At 55.9% G+C, this 18,053-nt stretch carries 16 protein-coding genes; 7 read left to right on the forward strand and 9 right to left on the reverse strand.

Annotation, left to right across the window (positions count from 1 at the left end):
- Positions 1 to 4 precede the first annotated feature (4 nt).
- The 4 genes from hyfB to AAEY27_RS06515 form a co-directional block, all read right to left on the reverse strand.
- Positions 5 to 2,026, reverse strand: coding sequence for a hydrogenase 4 subunit B (gene hyfB, locus AAEY27_RS06500; protein WP_342324070.1), 2,022 nt, complete (start codon positions 2,024 to 2,026; stop codon positions 5 to 7).
- Positions 2,026 to 2,646, reverse strand: coding sequence for a 4Fe-4S dicluster domain-containing protein (locus tag AAEY27_RS06505; protein ID WP_342324071.1), 621 nt, complete (start codon positions 2,644 to 2,646; stop codon positions 2,026 to 2,028). The genes hyfB and AAEY27_RS06505 overlap by 1 nt, the downstream gene beginning before the upstream one ends.
- 259 nt (positions 2,647 to 2,905) lie before the next feature.
- Complete coding sequence (gene bcp / locus AAEY27_RS06510) at positions 2,906 to 3,376, reverse strand: thioredoxin-dependent thiol peroxidase (protein WP_342324072.1); 471 nt, start codon at positions 3,374 to 3,376, stop codon at positions 2,906 to 2,908.
- Positions 3,376 to 3,948: a glycine cleavage system transcriptional repressor gene (locus tag AAEY27_RS06515; protein WP_342324073.1), complete on the reverse strand. Its 573-nt coding sequence runs from the start codon at positions 3,946 to 3,948 to the stop codon at positions 3,376 to 3,378. The genes bcp and AAEY27_RS06515 overlap by 1 nt, the downstream gene beginning before the upstream one ends.
- A 145-nt stretch (positions 3,949 to 4,093) precedes the next feature.
- Between AAEY27_RS06515 and dapA the strand changes: the two genes are divergently transcribed.
- The 6 genes from dapA (at position 4,094) to ypfH (ending at position 10,641) form a co-directional block, all read left to right on the forward strand.
- Positions 4,094 to 4,972, forward strand: coding sequence for a 4-hydroxy-tetrahydrodipicolinate synthase (dapA, locus tag AAEY27_RS06520; RefSeq protein WP_342324074.1), 879 nt, complete (start codon positions 4,094 to 4,096; stop codon positions 4,970 to 4,972).
- Between the two features lie 16 nt (positions 4,973 to 4,988).
- Positions 4,989 to 6,023 (forward strand): outer membrane protein assembly factor BamC, encoded by a 1,035-nt coding sequence (gene bamC / locus AAEY27_RS06525; protein WP_342324075.1) that lies wholly within the window; start codon positions 4,989 to 4,991, stop codon positions 6,021 to 6,023.
- A 107-nt stretch (positions 6,024 to 6,130) separates the two neighbouring features.
- Positions 6,131 to 6,844, forward strand: coding sequence for a phosphoribosylaminoimidazolesuccinocarboxamide synthase (purC, locus tag AAEY27_RS06530; RefSeq protein WP_342324076.1), 714 nt, complete (start codon positions 6,131 to 6,133; stop codon positions 6,842 to 6,844).
- A 135-nt stretch (positions 6,845 to 6,979) separates the two neighbouring features.
- Positions 6,980 to 7,846 carry a KPN_02809 family neutral zinc metallopeptidase gene (ypfJ, locus tag AAEY27_RS06535; protein WP_342324077.1) on the forward strand — a complete coding sequence of 289 codons (867 nt, stop codon included), beginning with the start codon at positions 6,980 to 6,982 and terminating at the stop codon, positions 7,844 to 7,846.
- Positions 7,847 to 7,855: 9 nt separating this feature from the next.
- On the forward strand, positions 7,856 to 9,865 hold the full coding sequence (locus tag AAEY27_RS06540; RefSeq protein ID WP_342324078.1) for a tRNA(Met) cytidine acetyltransferase TmcA: 2,010 nt from the start codon (positions 7,856 to 7,858) through the stop codon (positions 9,863 to 9,865).
- A gap of 77 nt (positions 9,866 to 9,942) precedes the next feature.
- On the forward strand, positions 9,943 to 10,641 hold the full coding sequence (ypfH, locus tag AAEY27_RS06545; RefSeq protein ID WP_342324079.1) for an esterase: 699 nt from the start codon (positions 9,943 to 9,945) through the stop codon (positions 10,639 to 10,641).
- Positions 10,642 to 10,683: 42 nt separating this feature from the next.
- On the opposite strand, the gene AAEY27_RS06550 is transcribed toward ypfH, so the two are convergent.
- Genes AAEY27_RS06550 through AAEY27_RS06560 form a run of 3 tightly spaced genes read right to left on the reverse strand, consistent with a single transcriptional unit; the run spans position 10,684 to position 12,389 of the window.
- A complete protein-coding gene (locus tag AAEY27_RS06550) occupies positions 10,684 to 10,884 on the reverse strand; it encodes a YpfN family protein (RefSeq protein WP_342324080.1) in 201 nt (66 codons plus the stop codon).
- Positions 10,885 to 10,901: 17 nt separating this feature from the next.
- Complete coding sequence (gene dapE, locus AAEY27_RS06555; protein WP_342324081.1) at positions 10,902 to 12,029, reverse strand: succinyl-diaminopimelate desuccinylase; 1,128 nt, start codon at positions 12,027 to 12,029, stop codon at positions 10,902 to 10,904.
- A 3-nt stretch (positions 12,030 to 12,032) separates the two neighbouring features.
- Entirely contained in the window at positions 12,033 to 12,389 is a 357-nt protein-coding gene (locus AAEY27_RS06560) for an ArsC family reductase (RefSeq protein ID WP_342324082.1), read from the reverse strand.
- 384 nt (positions 12,390 to 12,773) lie between these two features.
- On the opposite strand from AAEY27_RS06560, the gene ypfM reads away from it, so the two are divergent.
- On the forward strand, positions 12,774 to 12,833 hold the full coding sequence (gene ypfM, locus AAEY27_RS06565) for a protein YpfM (protein WP_100181659.1): 60 nt from the start codon (positions 12,774 to 12,776) through the stop codon (positions 12,831 to 12,833).
- A gap of 102 nt (positions 12,834 to 12,935) precedes the next feature.
- Here ypfM and acrD read toward each other — a convergent pair whose 3' ends face one another.
- Both acrD and narQ read right to left on the reverse strand, forming a co-directional pair.
- Positions 12,936 to 16,049, reverse strand: a complete 3,114-nt coding sequence (gene acrD / locus AAEY27_RS06570) for a multidrug efflux RND transporter permease AcrD (protein ID WP_342324083.1) — start codon at positions 16,047 to 16,049, stop codon at positions 12,936 to 12,938.
- Positions 16,050 to 16,248: 199 nt separating this feature from the next.
- Positions 16,249 to 17,943, reverse strand: coding sequence for a nitrate/nitrite two-component system sensor histidine kinase NarQ (gene narQ / locus AAEY27_RS06575; RefSeq protein WP_342324084.1), 1,695 nt, complete (start codon positions 17,941 to 17,943; stop codon positions 16,249 to 16,251).
- Positions 17,944 to 18,053 lie beyond the last annotated feature (110 nt).

Below are 18,053 nucleotides of genomic sequence, written 5' to 3' on the forward strand. Positions count from 1 at the left end.
CTCCTCATAGCGCAATCGTCAGCAGCAGGACCACTAGCGCGGCAATCACATACAGGCAGTAGAGCCGGAAATCCCCGCTTTGCAGGGTCTGCACCACGCGGGCAACGCGCTGGGTAGCGCTCACCAGCGGGCGAATAATGCGCTCATCCCAAAACGGCTCTGTGCGCGTTGCCGCCTGCGTAATCCCGCCGAGGCTGCGTTGCAAACCAACCGATGGATCAAGCTGTTGGCGCAGGCGATAGAGCGGGCCAAACATCACGCGCAATGGCTGGGTAAAGCTGCCCGCCGACGGCGCCATGCCTTTTTCCCACGCGTAGCCGCATGCCCAGGCCTCACCACTGCGGCGAAAAGCCCCCCGGCTCTGGCGGTTGAGATACCAGAGCAAACCGGGCAGCAGCGGCAATGCCAGCAACAGCAGGAAAACGGTGGAAGGGGCGAGCATCGCTTGTTGCGCGTCGCCGGGGATCAGCGTTGCGCCCTGTGCGACAGCCAGTGACGTCGGCGGTATTAAGGAGAGGGCGACCTGCATCAGATGCGGTGCGATAACGCTGGCACCGACACCCGCCAACACACAAAGCAGCGCCAGCGCCGCCATGGCGATGACCATCGGCCACGGCACTTCCCGCGCCTGGTCGGCTTTTTCGCTGCGGGCATTGCCGCAAAAACTGACGCCGTAAACTTTGACAAAACACATTGCCGCCAGCGCCCCGGTGATCGCCAGCATCACAATGGCAATCGGGCCAGCAAGACGGGGAATGATCGCGTCGATGCGCGTCAGTGAAAACAGTGATTGATAGGTGTACCACTCGCTGATAAAGCCATTGAGCGGTGGCATGGCGGAAATTGCCAGGCATCCCACCAGAAACGCGCCCGCTGTCCACGGCATACGTTTGGCGAGAGCGCCCATCTTTTCCATATCCCGCGTGTGCAGGCGGTAGATAATTGCCCCGGCGCCGAGAAACAGCAGGCCTTTAAACAGCGCGTGGTTGAGCAGGTGAAACAGCGCGCCGAGCAGGCCGACGGCGGCAATCACCGGCTGATGCAACGCAATGCCCGCCATCCCAACGCCCACGCCCATCAAAATGATGCCGATGTTTTCCACCGTGTGCCACGCCAGCAGGCGTTTGATGTCGTGCTCCGCCAGTGCGTAGAGCACGCCGAGCACCGAGGAGACCGCGCCAAACGCCAGTACCACCACGCCCCACCACAGCGGAATGCCGCTATGCGCGAGCAAGTCGATGCCGACTTTGATAATGCCGAAAATGCCGATTTTCACCATCACGCCGGACATCAACGCCGACGCGTGGGACGGCGCAGCCGGGTGTGCGCGCGGCAACCAACTGTGCAGCGGCAGCATCCCCGCTTTCGCGCCAAAACCGAAAAAAGCCAGCAGGAACACCGCTGAAGCTGTGCCGGGAGAAAGCGACAGGGCGCGGAAGCTGGCGAAATCCAGGCTACCGCTTTGCCGCCACATCAGGAAGAAGGCCACCATGATCAGCACTGAACCGGCGTGGGCGATAAAAAAGTAGAGCATCCCGGCGCGGATCGACTCGTCATCCTGGTCCGTTATCACCAGGAACCACGACGCGAGGGACATCATTTCAAACAGCACGATGAACCAGAAGGCGTTATCCATCACCACCAGGCCGACCATGGAAGCGATAAACAGGTTCATAAAAAAGCCCATCGCCCCCGGCCCTTTGCCGAGATATTCGCGCACGTAAGAGAGTGAATAAAGCCCGCACAGCGTCACCAGTAGCGAAATCACCAGCAGCATAAAGGCGCTCAGGCTGTCCATGCGCACCACGAAATGGGCGAAATCAAACGGGCCAATGGCCTGCCAGCTCAGCACCTCGCCGCCGTTGAGCGCCATAATGGCACTGGCAACGCCCAGTACGCCGCCGAGCATCGCCGAGATGCCCGCGACCTGTATTGCCAACGTCTGCTGGCGGGCGAGTAACAGTGACGCCACGCCACCGGCAACGTACAGCGCGATTGACCACATCAATAATTGCAGGGCATCCATTAGCGTTGCTCCGGCGAAGGTGAAACGGGGGGGAAGGTCATGTCCGTGGAACTGAGCGCGGCCAACTCGCGGCGGGCTTTGAGCTGTTTTTGCATTGCCGCGTCCGTGACCAGGTGCAGGGCGTTGGTCGGGCAGGCTCGCACGCAGGAGGGGCCTTCCGGCAGGAAATGACAGAGATCGCATTTCACGGCTATCGCCTGCACTCCGGCATTCCAGCGCAAAAAGGGGTGATCGCCGGGCGAACTGCCGGGCACATCGCGTAGCTCTTCTTCCGCCACAAAATGGTCATAGCGAGCGGGAATATTCAGCGGACGACTGCCGGACGGGGTGATGGCGCCAAAGGGGCACACCAGGCCGCACAGCTTGCAGCCAATGCACAGGGTTTCATTGAGATAAACACTGTCACCCTGAAAGGAAATCGCATTCACCGGGCACACCTGTTTGCACGGCGCGTCGTCGCAATGGCGGCACAGGATCGGCGCGGTTTTGGTCTGCGTGCGCACCAGCGTTAGCCGGGGGTGATGCTGTAGCCCCTGCGTTTTATGCACATCCGAACACGCGGCCAGGCAGGTATTGCATCCTATACACCACTCGGGATCGGCAATCACAAAGCGGTTCATCACGGCTCCTTGAAAATGAAGGCAAAACGTTGAGCCTGCCTAAGCACAAGGTGTGCCAGAATGTGATGTATTTTAATTTCAATGGGTTAGCGAGAATGAGGAAAAAGAGGCGAACAAAAGTGATGGTCAGCGGCGTATGAAATTTAGCCAGTCGGCACAAGTGTCGAGGGGGAAGAAAGAAGTGTGATGGCGTTCAAAGAATGCAGGGCAAAGCAGAGGGCGAACCCGGACGGGCCGCCCTCAGGAGAGGGGAGTGCGATCAGGCGTTCTCTTTCAGCCAGTTCACGACGATGTCGTGGTGGTTGCTGGTTTTAAAATCATCAAACACATGTTCGACTGTGCCATCTGCATCAACCAGGAAGCTGATGCGATGGATGCCGTCGTAGGTTTTGCCCATAAAGGACTTTTCACCCCAGACGCCAAACTGCTCGCAAACCTGGTGGTCTTCATCGGACAGCAGGGTAAAGTTGAGCAGCTCTTTTTCGGCGAAACGGGAAAGTTTTTCGGGTTTGTCAGTGCTGATGCCGAGCACTTCCACGCCAACTTTTTTTAACTCATCCATGTTATCGCGCAGGCCGCAGGCCTGGACGGTACAACCCGGTGTCATGGCTTTCGGGTAGAAATAAACCAGAACACGCTGTCCCTGGAAGTCGGCCAAATTTACTTGTTCACCGTCTTGATCGGGCAAGCTAAATTTCGGTGCGGTATCACCGGCTTTCAGTGGATTCATTACTTAACTCCATCCTGTTCATCATGCTGAGAATAGTTGACGACGTTTATACTGCCTTGCGCATTCAATTCTGTACAGAGTGCCCGAAACGCCTGCTCAATATTTGACGCGTCTTGCGAGGCAGGGCTGTGTGCCGTTATCTGAATAAATAATTGCGGTGCGCCAGAGGCGTTGGCAGGCTGCGTGCGGGAAACCAATTCTGCGATATTCATCTCGTGGGCGTCAAAAAGCGCCGTAAAGCGTTCAATGAGATGGGGTGAATCAGGGACATCAACCTGCACCCAAACGGTGGCGGGCATATCAGGACGTGGGCGGGCGTCGGTGCGCTTCATCACGATCAATAAATCCAGTTCGGCGCCTTTCAGCGGCAAAGTGGATTCAATCAGCGTAATGGCGTTCCAGGACCCGGAAAGCAGCATAATAAACGTGAACTCTTCTCCCAGCATTGCCAGGCGACTGTCTTCGATATTACAGCCGCAGCTACTGACGTGGCGTGTGATCGTGTTCACAATGCCAGGCCGGTCGGCCCCCAGCGCAGTGATAACCAAAAAGTGTTGTGATGAGGTTGTCAAACCTGTGCTTCCTGTCAAACGTGAGGTAATCATAAGGAAAGCATAAAAAAAACCGGCATACAACCGCCACAGAGCCTCAGGTCTCTTGCTTTTCTTACAGCACCGCACGTACCATTGAGAATCTTGTTTGCACAGAGGATGGCCCATGTTCACGGGAAGTATTGTCGCGCTTGTCACGCCGATGGATTCGCAAGGTAAAGTCTGCCGGTCAAGCCTGAAGAAACTGATTGATTATCATGTTGCCAATGGAACGTCGGCGATTGTTTCGGTAGGGACTACCGGTGAATCCGCAACCCTTAGCCACGACGAGCATGCTGCCGTGGTGGAGCTGACGGTTGAACTGGCCGATGGGCGTATTCCTGTTATCGCCGGAACGGGCGCCAACGCGACCGCAGAAGCCATTAGCCTGACCCAGCGTTTCAACAATTCCGGCATTGTTGGCTGCCTGACCGTCGTCCCTTATTACAACCGTCCGACTCAGGAAGGGTTGTTCCAACATTTCAAAGCCATCGCCGAACATACTGACCTGCCGCAAATTCTGTATAATGTGCCGTCGCGTACCGGCTGCGATATGCTGCCGGAAACCGTGGGTCGTCTGGCGAAAATCAAAAATATTATCGGTATTAAAGAAGCGACCGGGAACTTAAGTCGTGTTCACCAGATCAAAGAGCTGGTTTCAGACGACTTTATCCTGCTGAGCGGCGACGATGCCACTGCGATGGACTTTATGCAGCTCGGCGGTCACGGTGTGATTTCCGTTACCACTAACGTGGCGGCGCGCGATATGGCCGATATGTGCAAACTGGCGGCTGAAGGGCATTTTGCGGAAGCACGCCTGATCAACCAGCGTCTGATGCCGTTACACAACAAACTATTTGTCGAACCCAATCCGATCCCGGTCAAATGGGCATGTAAGGAGTTGGGACTTGTAGCGACCGATACGCTACGTTTGCCGATGACGCCCATCACTGACCACGGTCGTGAGGTGGTTCGCGCGGCGCTCAAGCATGCCGGTCTGCTGTAAAGTTTAGGGAGATTTGATGGCTTACTCAGTACAGAAGTCGCGCCTGGCGAAGGTAGCGGGTGTTTCACTTGTGATGTTACTCGCCGCCTGTAGTTCCGATTCACGTTACAAGCGTCAGGTTAGCGGTGACGAATCCTATCTGGATGCCGCACCGCTTGCTGAACTTCACGCACCAGCCGGACTTATCCTGCCGGTACAAAACGGTGATTACAACATCCCTGTCGCGAATGGCAGCGGTGCCGTAGGTAAAGCGCTGGATATTCGCCCACCGGCACAGCCGCTGGCTCTGGTAACCGGTGCGCGCACTCAGTTTACCGGCGATACCGCGACGCTGATGGTGGAAAACGGTCGTAACAGCACGCTGTGGCCGCAAGTTGTGAGCATCATTCAGGGGAAAAATTACAGCATCGACAAACGTGACGATGCGTCGCAAACCCTGACCACCGGCTGGGTTGACTGGAACCGTCTGGATGAAGACGAACAGTACCGTGGTCGTTATCAAATCTCGGTGAAACCGCAGGGTTACCAGCAGGCGGTTGTCGTCAAGCTGGTAAATCTGGAACAAGCGGGTAAACCGGTTGCTGACGCCGCTTCATTGCAGCGTTACAGCACCGAGATGCTGAACGTGATCTCCGCCGGTCTGGATAAAACCGCGACCGACGCGCAAAATGCCGCGGAAAACCGCAGCGTGAGTTCGCTGGACGTACAGAGCGGCGCGGATGATACCGGTTTGCCAATGCTGGTGGTTCGCGGTCCGTTTAACGTCGTGTGGCAGCGTCTGCCAGGCGTGCTGGAAAAAGTGGGCATGAAAGTGACCGACAGCACGCGCTCTACCGGCAGCATTGCGGTGACCTACAAGCCGTTGTCCGACAGCAGCTGGCAGGAACTGGGCGCGCGCGATCCGGGTCTTGCTTCCGGCGACTATAAACTGCAGGTCGGTGATTTGGATAACCGCAGTAGCCTCCAGTTTATTGATCCGAAAGGGCATACGCTGACGCAATCACAGAACGACGCGTTAGTCGCTGCATTCCAGGCAGCGTTTAACCGATAATCCCCAGGGCCGGAACGCTTCCGGCCTTTTTTTATTATGGTGACGCAAACGTGTGCGTCGGCATAAAATAGTGAAATTAGCCTTGTAATCACACCTGGAGTAAGAAAATGCAAAAGCAAGCTGAGTTGTATCGCGGCAAAGCGAAGACCGTCTACAGTACGGAAAACCCGGACCTGTTGGTGCTCGAATTCCGTAACGATACGTCAGCAGGGGATGGCGCGCGCATTGAACAGTTCGATCGTAAAGGCATGGTGAACAACAAATTCAACCATTTCATTATGAGCAAACTGGAAGAAGCGGGCATCCCAACCCAGATGGAAGCGCTGCTTTCCGACACCGAATGCCTGGTGAAAAAACTGGATATGGTTCCGGTCGAGTGTGTGATCCGCAACCGCGCCGCGGGCTCGCTGGTAAAACGTCTGGGCGTCGAAGAAGGCATTGAACTGAATCCGCCGTTGTTCGATCTGTTCCTGAAAAACGATGCGATGCACGATCCGATGGTCAACGAATCCTACTGCGAGACCTTCGGCTGGGTGAACAAAGAGAACCTGGCGCGCATGAAAGAACTGAGCTACAAAGCCAACGACGTGCTGAGCAAGATGTTTGATGACGCGGGTCTGATCCTCGTTGATTTCAAACTGGAATTCGGTTTGTTCAACGGCGAAGTGGTGCTGGGCGATGAGTTCTCTCCAGACGGCAGCCGCCTGTGGGACAAAGAGACGCTGGATAAAATGGATAAAGACCGTTTCCGCCAGAGTCTCGGTGGCCTGATCGAAGCGTATGAAGCTGTCGCGCACCGTCTGGGCGTCAAATTAGACTAACTTTCCAACACCGCATTATTGCCAGAGGATGCCTGCATCCTCTGGATTTCCTCATCTTTTTTCCTGTGCTAATCCTTCCCTAAGCGCCTACGATCATATATACACAGTGTCCATCATTGGGATAGTGAGGTGGTTATGCGCTGGCAAGGGCGTCGAGAAAGTAACAACGTAGAAGACCGACGCGATGAGTCGGGCGGTCCGTCAATGCGCGGGCCAGGGTTTCGTTTGCCGGGTGGCAAAGGCGGGTTGGTGCTGTTGGCGATTGTCATGTTGGCGAGTTATTACGGCGTTGATTTGACCGGCCTTTTGACCGGGCAACCCGTCAGTCAACCCACATCGCAGCAATCCACCATCAACCCGCGCGAAGATGAAGCCGCGCGCTTTAGCAGCGTGATCTTCGCGTCGACAGAAGACACCTGGGGGGAGCTTTTCCAACACATGGGCCGCCAGTATCAGCAACCCAAACTGGTGCTGTACCGTAACCATTTCAACACCGGCTGCGGCCTGGGGCAGTCGATCATGGGGCCGTTTTACTGCCCAGCGGACAGCAAAGTCTATATCGATCTCTCTTTTTACGACGACATGAAAAACAAACTCGGGGCGGAGGGTGATTTTGCCCAGGGTTACGTTATCGCCCACGAAGTGGGACACCACGTTCAAAAACTGCTTGGCACCGAGGCGAAAGTCCGTGGCTTGCAGCAGAACGCCACGCAAAAACAGGCCAATGAACTGTCGGTGCGCCTCGAATTGCAGGCGGATTGTTACGCGGGCGTTTGGGGCCACAGCATGGAGCAGCAAGGCGTGCTGGAAGCGGGCGATCTGGAAGAAGCGCTGAATGCGGCGCAGGCGATTGGCGACGACCGCTTGCAACAGCGCAGCCAGGGCCGGGTGATTCCGGACAGCTTTACCCACGGCACATCGGCGCAGCGTTACAGCTGGTTTAAACGCGGCATGGACAGCGGTGACCCGGCGCAGTGCGATACGTTCAGCGGGCGTCTGTAAACCGCGAACATGCAACAGCTTCTTGAACTCAGTGCCCAGATGGCGCGCGAAGGTATCCGCCGCTTGCTGGTGGTGAGCGGCGCGCCAGCCTGGTGCGAGCAACAAGCCACCGCGCTTCGCGACGCCTTGCCTGGTGACTGGTTATGGGTGGGCGAGCAGCGCGGCTGGTCGCAACAGTGCTCGCCCCGTGCGGTGACCACGCTGCTCGGGCGCGAATTCAGCCATGCGGTTTTTGATGCCCGCAGTGGTTTTGACGTGGCGGCGTTTGCTGCGCTCGGCGGTACGTTGAAAGCCGGAAGCTGGCTGGTGTTGCTGACGCCGCCGCTCTGCACATGGGCGCAACAGCCGGATGCCGATAGCTGCCGCTGGAGCGACACCGCAGAGCCCATTCCAACCCCCGTTTTTGTTGACCATTTTTGCCGCACAGTGCTGGACGATGCGCAGACCCTTGTCTGGCGCGAAGATCAGCCGTTAACCGTTCCCACTTTTACTGCGCGACCCGCATGGCACCCTGCCACCGGTGCGCCGCAACAGGAGCAAGCGGACATCCTCGCGCAGCTGCGCGCCATGCCGCCCGGTGTGATGGTGGTAACGGCACCGCGCGGGCGCGGTAAATCGGCGCTGGCCGGTATGCATATCGCGAATCTTGCTGTGCCCGCCGTGGTCACGGCGCCGACGCGTGTCGCGACCGATGTGCTGAGTGAATACGCAGGCGAACGCTTTAGCTTTATCGCGCCGGACGCGCTCGCTGCGCAGATTAGCCAGCAAGGCGCGCAGCCCGGCTGGTTGATTGTCGATGAAGCCGCCGCCATTCCCGGCCCGCTGTTGCATACGCTTACTGCGGCTTTCAGCCACGTACTATTAACCACCACCGTTCAGGGCTACGAAGGCACAGGGCAGGGATTTTTACTGAAGTTCTGCGCGGGCTTCCCCGATCTGCACCATTGCTCACTCAGCACACCGCTGCGCTGGGCAAAAGGGTGCCCGCTGGAAAAAGCTATTTCGGAGCTTCTGTTGCTCGACGATGCCGCAACCCGCGATTTTCCAACGGGCGAGTTGGCAATGCAGCCGCTGTTAGCCAATATTTGGCAGGAAAAGCCTGCGCTACCGGCGGCACTTTATCGCCTGCTGGCGAGCGCCCACTATCGCACTTCGCCGCTCGATTTACGGCGCATGATGGATGCGCCAGGCCAGCATTTCTGGCTGGCGAGCAAAGGGCAAACGGTAGTCGCCGCGCTTTGGCTAGTGGAGGAGGGCGGGTTAACCCCGGCGTTGAGCCAGGCCGTCTGGGCCGGTTTTCGTCGCCCGCGCGGTAATTTGGTGGCGCAATCGCTGGCCGCACACGGGGGCAGCCCGCTTGCGGCAACCCTGCGCGGGCGGCGCGTCAGCCGTATTGCCGTGCATCCGTATTGCCAGCGCGAAGGCATTGGCAGCGCGCTTATCGCTCACGCGCAACAGGCGGACTGCGATTATTTGTCGGTCAGCTTTGGCTATACGCGCGAGTTATGGCGCTTCTGGCAACGCTGCGGCTTTAAGTTGGTGCGGCTTGGCAGCTATCGCGAGGCCAGCAGCGGCTGTTTTACCGCGATGGCGTTGCTGCCTCTGAGCGATGCCGGGCGAGCGCTGGTGGCGCGGGAGCAGCAGCGTCTGGCGCGTGACTTGCCCTGGCTTGAGGCCTGGCGGGAGGAAAAGTTGCCGCTGCCGGACGTGCAGGCGACTACCCTTAATGAAGAGGACTGGCTGGAACTGGTGGGTTTCGCTTTTGCCCATCGGCCACTTTCTGCCGCGATTGGCGCGTTATCGCGCTTGCTGAAAACCAGTCGCTTGCCGCTGGCGGCACTGCGCGGGCAGCTTTCGACGGGGGAAAGCGAACAGCAGCTGTGCCAGCGTTTATCGCTCACCGGCCGTAAAGCCTTGTTGGCGCAGCAACGTGCGGAAGCCGGGCAAGCACTGCACAATCTTGATACGAAGCGTGCGAAAACCTTGAAAGAACAGGTGCAGAAACTGCAATTTTTTTAACTAACTCATTCAGTTAAATGGCATGGTCATTATTGTTCCCCGGCGTAAACTGCACCTCATTCGTTAAGGAGACAACCATGAAACATGACCATTTTGTTGTACAAAGCCCACAAACCCCGGCGAAACAATTACTGCTGCTGTTTCATGGTGTTGGCGATAACCCCGTCTCCATGGGGCAGATTGGGCGTTGGTTCGCGCCGCAATTTCCCGATGCGCTGATCATCAGCATTGGCGGCATTGAAGCGAGCGGCGTTGCGCCGGGGCGCCAGTGGTTTTCCGTGGGGAATATCAGCGAAGAGAACCGCCAGCAGCGCGTCGATGCAGTGATGCCGCAGTTTGTTGAGGTGGTGCGTTACTGGCAGCAGCAAAGTGGTGTTAGCCCGCTCGCCACGGCGCTGATTGGTTTTTCGCAGGGGGCGATTATGGCGCTCGAAGGCATAAAAGCGCAGCCGGATCTGGCGTCGCGCGTTATCGCTTTTGCTGGTCGTTACGCCAGCCTGCCGCAACATATTTCCACCTCGAATACCATTCATCTGATCCACGGCGGCGAAGACAGGGTTATCGATCTGGCCTGGGCGGTGCAGGCGCAGGAAGCCGTTTTACGGCTCGGCGGTGATATCACGCTGGATATTGTGGACGATTTGGGGCACGCCATTGACGATCGCAGCATGACGCTGGCGCTAAACCACCTGCGTTATACCGTGCCGAAGCATTACTTTGATGAAGCATTGAGCGGCGGGAAGCCGAGTGATGACGACATTATCGAACTGCTCTGAGAAAGCGATTCACCCCCGAATGGGGGTGAATGCGTTGTGGCGTTACTTTTTCGGTTGATCCTTGTTCGGCCAGTCGTCATCGTCATCCCACTTGTCGTTGAAATCACGATGCGGCGGAAGATCGGGTTTGTTGGCGAGGAACTTTTTATGATCGACGCGTTTCAGATCTTTGATCACATTCAGTATGACGCCGAGTAAAAACACCAGCACCAACACCCACCAATATTTAGCCAGCCAATCCATGCAATCCTCCAGGCCCGTCAGGCGATGAGTTGTTCCATAATGCGTTGATACATCCGCGCCAGCATTTGCAAATCAGCCGCGTTCACGCATTCGTTGATTTTGTGAATGGTCGCATTCACCGGTCCCAGTTCAACCACTTGTGCACCCATCCGCGCGATAAAACGGCCATCGGACGTGCCGCCTGTCGTTAACAGCTGCGGTTTAATCTCATTATAGTGCTCAATCGCATTGACCACCGCATCCACCAGTTTGCCGCGCCCGGTCAGGAAAGGCTGCCCGGACACCCACCAGTCCACGGAATAACGCAACTGATGTTTATCAAGCAGTGCCTGCACCTGCGCTTTGATCATCTCGTCGGTTAGCTCGGTGCTAAAGCGGAAGTTGAACTGCACGAACAGTTCGCCAGGAATGACGTTATTGCTGCCGGTTCCGGCTTTGATATTGGCAATCTGCATGCTGGTCGGCGGGAAATATTCGTTGCCGCGATCCCACTCGATGCCCACGAGTTCGTTTAACATCGGCGCGGCGCGATGCACCGGGTTGTCCGCCAGGTGCGGATAGGCGACATGGCCCTGCACGCCGTGAATGGTCAGGTTACAGGTCATCGAACCGCGACGACCGTTTTTCACCACATCACCGACCACTTCGGTGCTTGACGGCTCACCCACCAGGCAGTAATCCAGGCGTTCATGACGTGCCATCAGGGTTTCGACGACTTTAACCGTACCGTTCGCGGCGCTGGCTTCTTCATCGGAGGTGATAAGAAATGCCAGACGACCCTGGTGCTGGGGGTGCTGGGCGACAAAGCGCTCTGCGGCGACAACCATCGCGGCCAGCGAACCTTTCATATCCGCCGCGCCGCGACCAAACAGCATACCGTCGCGAATGGTCGGTTCGAAAGGGGGATTGATCCAGCGTTCGGCATCGCCCGCCGGAACCACATCGGTATGACCGGCGAACGCCAGGGTTTCACCCTGACCGCGCCATGCCCAGAAGTTTTGCGTGTCGCCAAAATCCATCGGCTCAATGGTAAAACCGATGGCGCGCAAGCGTTCAATCATTAACGCCTGGCATCCCGCATCATTGGGGCTTAAAGAAGGGCGACGAATAAGCTGCTGTGTCAGCTCAATAACCGGGCACGACATAAACTACACCTCGTTGATAAACGTCCCATAACTGGATTCATTAAAACCCAGCAGCATAGGCTTACCGGGCGCGCAGAGCAATGGTCGTTTGATAATTGCGGGCATCTCGACCATCAACGCAATAGCGGCATCGGCATGGGTGACGGCGGCGCGCTGGGCTTCATCAAGCTTGCGCCAGGTGGTGCCGCGCGTATTGAGCAGCGCTTCCCAGCCGAGTTCATCGACAAAGGGACGCAATAATGCGGCATCAACGCCGTCTGCGCGGTAATCATGAAAGCGATACTCAACCTGCTGCGCCTCCAGCCAGCGACGGGCTTTTTTGATGGTGTCGCAATTTTTGATGCCGTACATTGTGAGCATGGTGAATCCTTTTGTCTCTATTTTGGTTATTTGCACAAGAAATTAGAATAACGGAATCTTATTTGAATATCATTCGCCGGGTAATAATAATTCAGCGAATATCGCTGGTTTACTTTAGTTAAATAAATAACATTTTTCCCACATCAACATCTTACTGATTACTTTTTTGAGATTTAGCTTACAGTGTGATCGCCATTTCATTTAGGCCTAAAGTTTTTGCGGAATATTGCCGTTAATCACATTAAGACAGCCGCTGACGGTGCATAGTTATTCCGAGCCTTATTAAATTCATCCGGTAACCAACGATTAATCCGATTGGTTATAGTATCTTCACAGCCGCCGGGTGGCTTTAGTAGAATGGCCGCGATAATAAGAGAGGTAGTTATGATTGAACATGAACTGGGGAACTGGAAAGATTTTATCGAAGGCATGCTTCGTAAATAATTTCCTGACGAATGATTAAGCAGTGACGGCTTAATAATAAAATGTGAACAATCACATAAAAAAAGGCGACCCGCAACGGTCGCCTTTTTTGTTGCCTTGCGATTACTGCGGGCGTTCTTTTAGCGGGAAGCGGCGGCGTACCAGTACAAAGAACAGCGGAACGAAGAAGATGGCTAATACGGTTGCGGAAATCATCCCGCCCATTACCCCGGTTCCCACCGCGTGTTGGCTGCTGGAGCCTGCGCCAGTGCTGGTCGCCATCGGCAGGACGCCGAAGACAAACGCCAGCGATGTCATCAGGATTGGGCGCAAACGCTGGCGACAAGCATGCAGCGTTGAAACCAGCAGATCCTCGCCTTTGGCGTTCATATCGTTGGCGAACTCGACAATCAAGATGGCGTTCTTCGCCGATAACCCGATGACGGTTAATAACCCGACCTGGAAGTACACATCGTTTTCCAGCCCGCGCATCCAGGTTGCCAGCAGCGCGCCAATCACGCCAAGTGGCACCACCAGCATCACCGAGAACGGCACCGACCAGCTTTCATACAGCGCGGCAAGGCACAGGAACACCACCAGCAGTGACACGGCATACAGCGCCGGAGCTTGCGCGCCGGAGAGCCGCTCTTGATAAGACATGGCGGTCCATTCCAGGCCAAAGCCGGTTGGTAACTGGCTGACCAGTTTTTCCATCACATCCATCGCGGTACCGGTACTGACGCCGGGCGCGGCTTCACCGACAATTTCCACCGCCGCATAGCCGTTGTAGCGCTCCAGGCGAGGCGAGCCGGTTTCCCAGCGCGAGGTGGCAAACGCGGAGAAGGGCACCATTCCACCGCTGCTGTTGCGCACGTACCACAGATTGATATCGTCCGGCAGCATGCGGAATTTCGCCGCCGCCTGTACGTAAACTTTCTTCACGCGGCCGCGATCCATAAAGTCATTGACGTAACTGGAGCCCCAGGCCGTTTGCAGCGTGTCGTTGATATCGTCAATCGACACCCCCAGCGCCTGCGCTTTGCGCTGATCGATATCGATTTGCAACTGCGCGCTGTCGTCCAGGCCGTTATGGCGAACGCGGGTCAGGGCGGGATCGCTGGCGGCCAGTTCGATCAGGCGATTACGTGCCGCCATCAGCGCATCGTGTCCGGCACCGGCGTGATCTTGCAATTCCATGTCGAAACCGGCGGAACTGCCCATGCCGCTGATCGCCGGTGGGCTGCTGGCAAACACACGTGCTTCTTTAATGTGGTTAAAGTTTTTGGTGGCGCGCTCGATAATGGCAAACGCGCTGCCTTCCGTCGGGTCGCGAGCGTCCCAGTCTTTCAGGCGGATAAACAATCGCGCGACGTTTTGCCCGTTCCCGCCAGGGCCGGAGCCAACGGTCGCGAACACCGAATCGACGTTCTCTTTTTCATGGGTGAAGAAGTAGTCTTCAACCTTTTGCACCACTTTCAGCGTTTGTTGCTGTGTGGAACCGCTAGGCAACTGCACCGAAGTGGTAAACATGCCGCGATCTTCCAGCGGCAGGAACGAAGTCGGCAGACGCATGAACATCAGCACCATGCCGCCAATCAGTAGTACATAGAGCAGGATCCAGCGCAGACTGCGGTGCAAAATCTTACCGACCGCGGTTTCGTAGCGGTCCGCATTGCGATTGAAGATGCGGTTAAACGCACCGAAGAAACCTTTCTGCCCGTGCTGCTCGCCCTTATGCAGCGGTTTAAGCAGCGTGGCGCACAGCGCCGGGGTCAAAATCATCGCCACCAGCACCGACAGCACCATCGCCGACACAATAGTGATGGAGAACTGGCGGTAAATGGCGCCGGTGGTGCCGCCGAAAAACGCCATCGGTACGAACACCGCCGACAGCACCATCGCAATCCCCACCAGCGCGCCCTGGATCTGCCCCATCGATTTTCGCGTCGCTTCCCGTGGCGAAAGGCCTTCCTCGGTCATGATGCGCTCGACGTTTTCCACCACCACAATTGCATCATCCACCAGCAGACCGATGGCCAGCACCATCGCGAACATGGTCAAAGTGTTAATGCTATAGCCAAACGCGTAGAGCACCGCGAAGGTGCCGAGCAGCACCACCGGCACCGCAATGGTGGGAATCAGCGTTGCGCGGAAGTTTTGCAGGAACAGGTACATCACCAGGAACACCAGCGCGATTGCTTCGAGCAGGGTTTTCACCACGTCAATGATGGAAGCTTTAACGAACGAGGTGGTCTCGTAAGCAACTTTGTACTCCAAACCATGCGGGAAGAACTGCGACAGCTCATCCAACCGCTGGATCACCAGCTCGGCGGTTTCCATTTCATTCGCGCCGGAAGCCAGTTTCACCCCCAGCCCGGACGCCGCTTTGCTGTTATAGCGGCTCAGGTAATCATATTTCTCTGCACCCAGTTCAACGGTGGCGACATCGCCAAGCCGCACTTCGGAACCATCCTGATTCACGCGCAGGGTGATATCGCGAAACTGCTCCGGGGTTTGTAACAGCGATTGCGCATTGATGGTGGCGTTCAGCGCCTGCCGATCGACAGAAGGCGTTCCACCGAGTTGGCCGACGGCAATTTGCGCATTTTGCGACGAAATCGCATCGGTCACATCCGAGGTGGTGAGTTGGTAGCTGGTGAGTTTGGCCGGGTCTAGCCAGATGCGCATTGAATATTGCGAACCGTACGCGTCGATATCGCCGACGCCATTCACGCGGCTCAGCGGGTCCTGAATATTACTCGCCACATAGTCCGAGATATCTTGTTTATCCATCGAACCGTCTGTCGACACGAAGGCGATGGTCAAAATATTGGTATCACCGGTTTTACGCACGGTAACGCCCTGGTTTTGCACCGTTTGCGGCAGTTTACGCATCGCGGATTGCAACTGGTTTTGCACCTGTTGCACGGCTTCATCCGGGTCGGTTCCGGCGCTAAAGTTCAGCGTGATCGTCGCCTGGCCGGTCGCGCTGCTTTGCGATGACATATACATTAAATTATCGAGCCCGGTCATATTCTGCTCGATAACTTGCGTCACAGTATTTTCCAGCGTTTGCGCCGATGCGCCAGGATAATTCGCGGTAATACGAACGTTGGGTGGTGCTAAATCCGGATATTGCTCAACGGGTAAAGAAATAATGGCAAGCGTCCCCGTAAGACAGATCAGGATCGCCAGCACCCACGCAAAAATGGGGCGATCAATAAAAAAATTCGCCATCAGAAACAAGACCTCATATCGCTGCGCATCGTTATTGTGACATTGCTTGCATCAATGTAGCGGCAATGCAGAAACCAATCGTGGATAAAAAAAGGAGAAAATGTAAATTATCATGCCCGATTGAGGCATAACTATGCATTCGGTGTTTTAAGCTAAATTTCCTCCTGCCAAAATGTATTTTACTTGAGATTCTTTACACTTATTGACGCTTGTCGCTTATTAATACCGGAAAACGAAAGCGTACTTGTGTGCCGCCCGCCGGTAATAATTCAATTTCCAGCTTACCTCCCAGACGTTCGGCGCGCTCGCGCATAATCGTTAACCCGTAATGGCCTTCCGGTTCCACCGTCGAACTAATTCCTTTGCCGTTATCGCGAATATAAACCGAATGTAGACCATCCGGGTCGGTCACGCAGCTTACGGTAATTTCCGTCGCCTCCGCATGCTTAATCGCGTTGATCACCGCTTCGCGCACGATTTGCAATACGTTCATTTGCTGCTGAGCGTCCAGCGCCTGCGTCGGCAGGCGGCAATCAAGGATCAAACGCGCCCCGGTTTGCCCTTGCAGAACGTCCATCGCTTCGCGTAAGGCGGCGGGCAGCGAGCTTTGCTGCAACGAAAGACGAAATGTAGTGAGCAGTTCGCGCAACTGCTGCCAGGCATTATTCAGCCCGCGGGAAAAGTCGTCGATGATGGTGTGCGCGGGCGCGTTATCGTCAGGCACGGCGCGTTTAAGCAGCGCCAGTTGGATGCGTAAATAAGAGAGCATTTGCGCCAGAGAATCGTGTAACTCGCGCGCAATGGTTGTGCGCTCTTCCATCAACATCAACTGTTGATAGTGCTTCTGCGCCTGGTTGATATAAAGACCGCGCCCGAGGATGGTGGCGATATTGCGCATGAGCGGCTCAGACACCTGCTGCTGCGGGCTTTGCCAGCGTAATTCACCTAACACGTTTTCCTGCATATTCACTGGCAAACGGCAAATCGGCAGCGCCGGATTTGCTTCGCCTTGCTGAAGTCGCCAGTTGTCATCCACCACCAGTTCCAGAAAACAGGCCGCTTCATGTTCATGGACAATTTGCAAAACGTGGCGCAGGCACAGCGCATCGATCTGGCTGGTGTTCAGCGCCTGTGAACATTGGTACATCACTTCTAAGCGGCGGTGGGCTTCGTGCAGATCGCGGGTTTTCTCTTCTACCGATGTTTCCAGCGAGCGGTAAAGCTTAAACAACTGGCTCGACATGCGATCGAAAGTCGACGCCAGCAAACCGAGTTCGTTATCCAGCTTGCTATTGAGCGGCAATAACGAGAACTGCCCCTGCTGGATGCGCTGGCAGGCGTTGGCCAGTTGATCGAGCGGTTTTACTACCCGCTGGCGAAAGCGTCGCAAGGTAAAGAACACCAGCGTGAAAATCCCCGCCGTGCCCAGCAGTGAGATAATAACCACCAGCATCACTTTACGTTCGGCGTAGTGTTGCAGCGCCAGCACGAATAAATCGATATTCCCGACGTAGCGCTGAATATTTTGCTGATACCACTGCTCATCGCCCTGGCTAAGACGGTTATCCATTTCCCGCCAGCTTTCGTGCAATTGCCCATAACGCTGCTGCACTTCCTGCGGGACGTACCAGCGATTGAGCGTTTGCAGTACCGGAGAATTGAGCGCTTGTTGGTATAACTGGCGGTGGGATTGCAGATCGCCAGAGGTGCGTTGCAGATCGTAACCAATGCGATAACTCTGCATGCGCAGCGATCCAGCAATATTAATGGCTTCGGCGTCGCGCAGGCTGCTGGCCAGGGTGATGATCGCCACGCCGGTTGAAAGCAGCGATAACAACACAATCGAGAAAAAAGCTCTGGCGAGACTGGCTGAAACAGGTCTTTTAACTATCACTGCAGCGGTTCCTCATCCCTGACGGTACGTAAGGTAAACATCGGCCCGGACGCCCATCGAATGAAATTATTTTTTAGAAAAGCTGAAATAAATTGATCTGCTACATGTTC

Origin of the sequence: Kosakonia sp. BYX6 (assembly GCF_038449125.1) — a bacterium.
GTDB lineage: Bacteria > Pseudomonadota > Gammaproteobacteria > Enterobacterales > Enterobacteriaceae > Kosakonia > Kosakonia calanthes.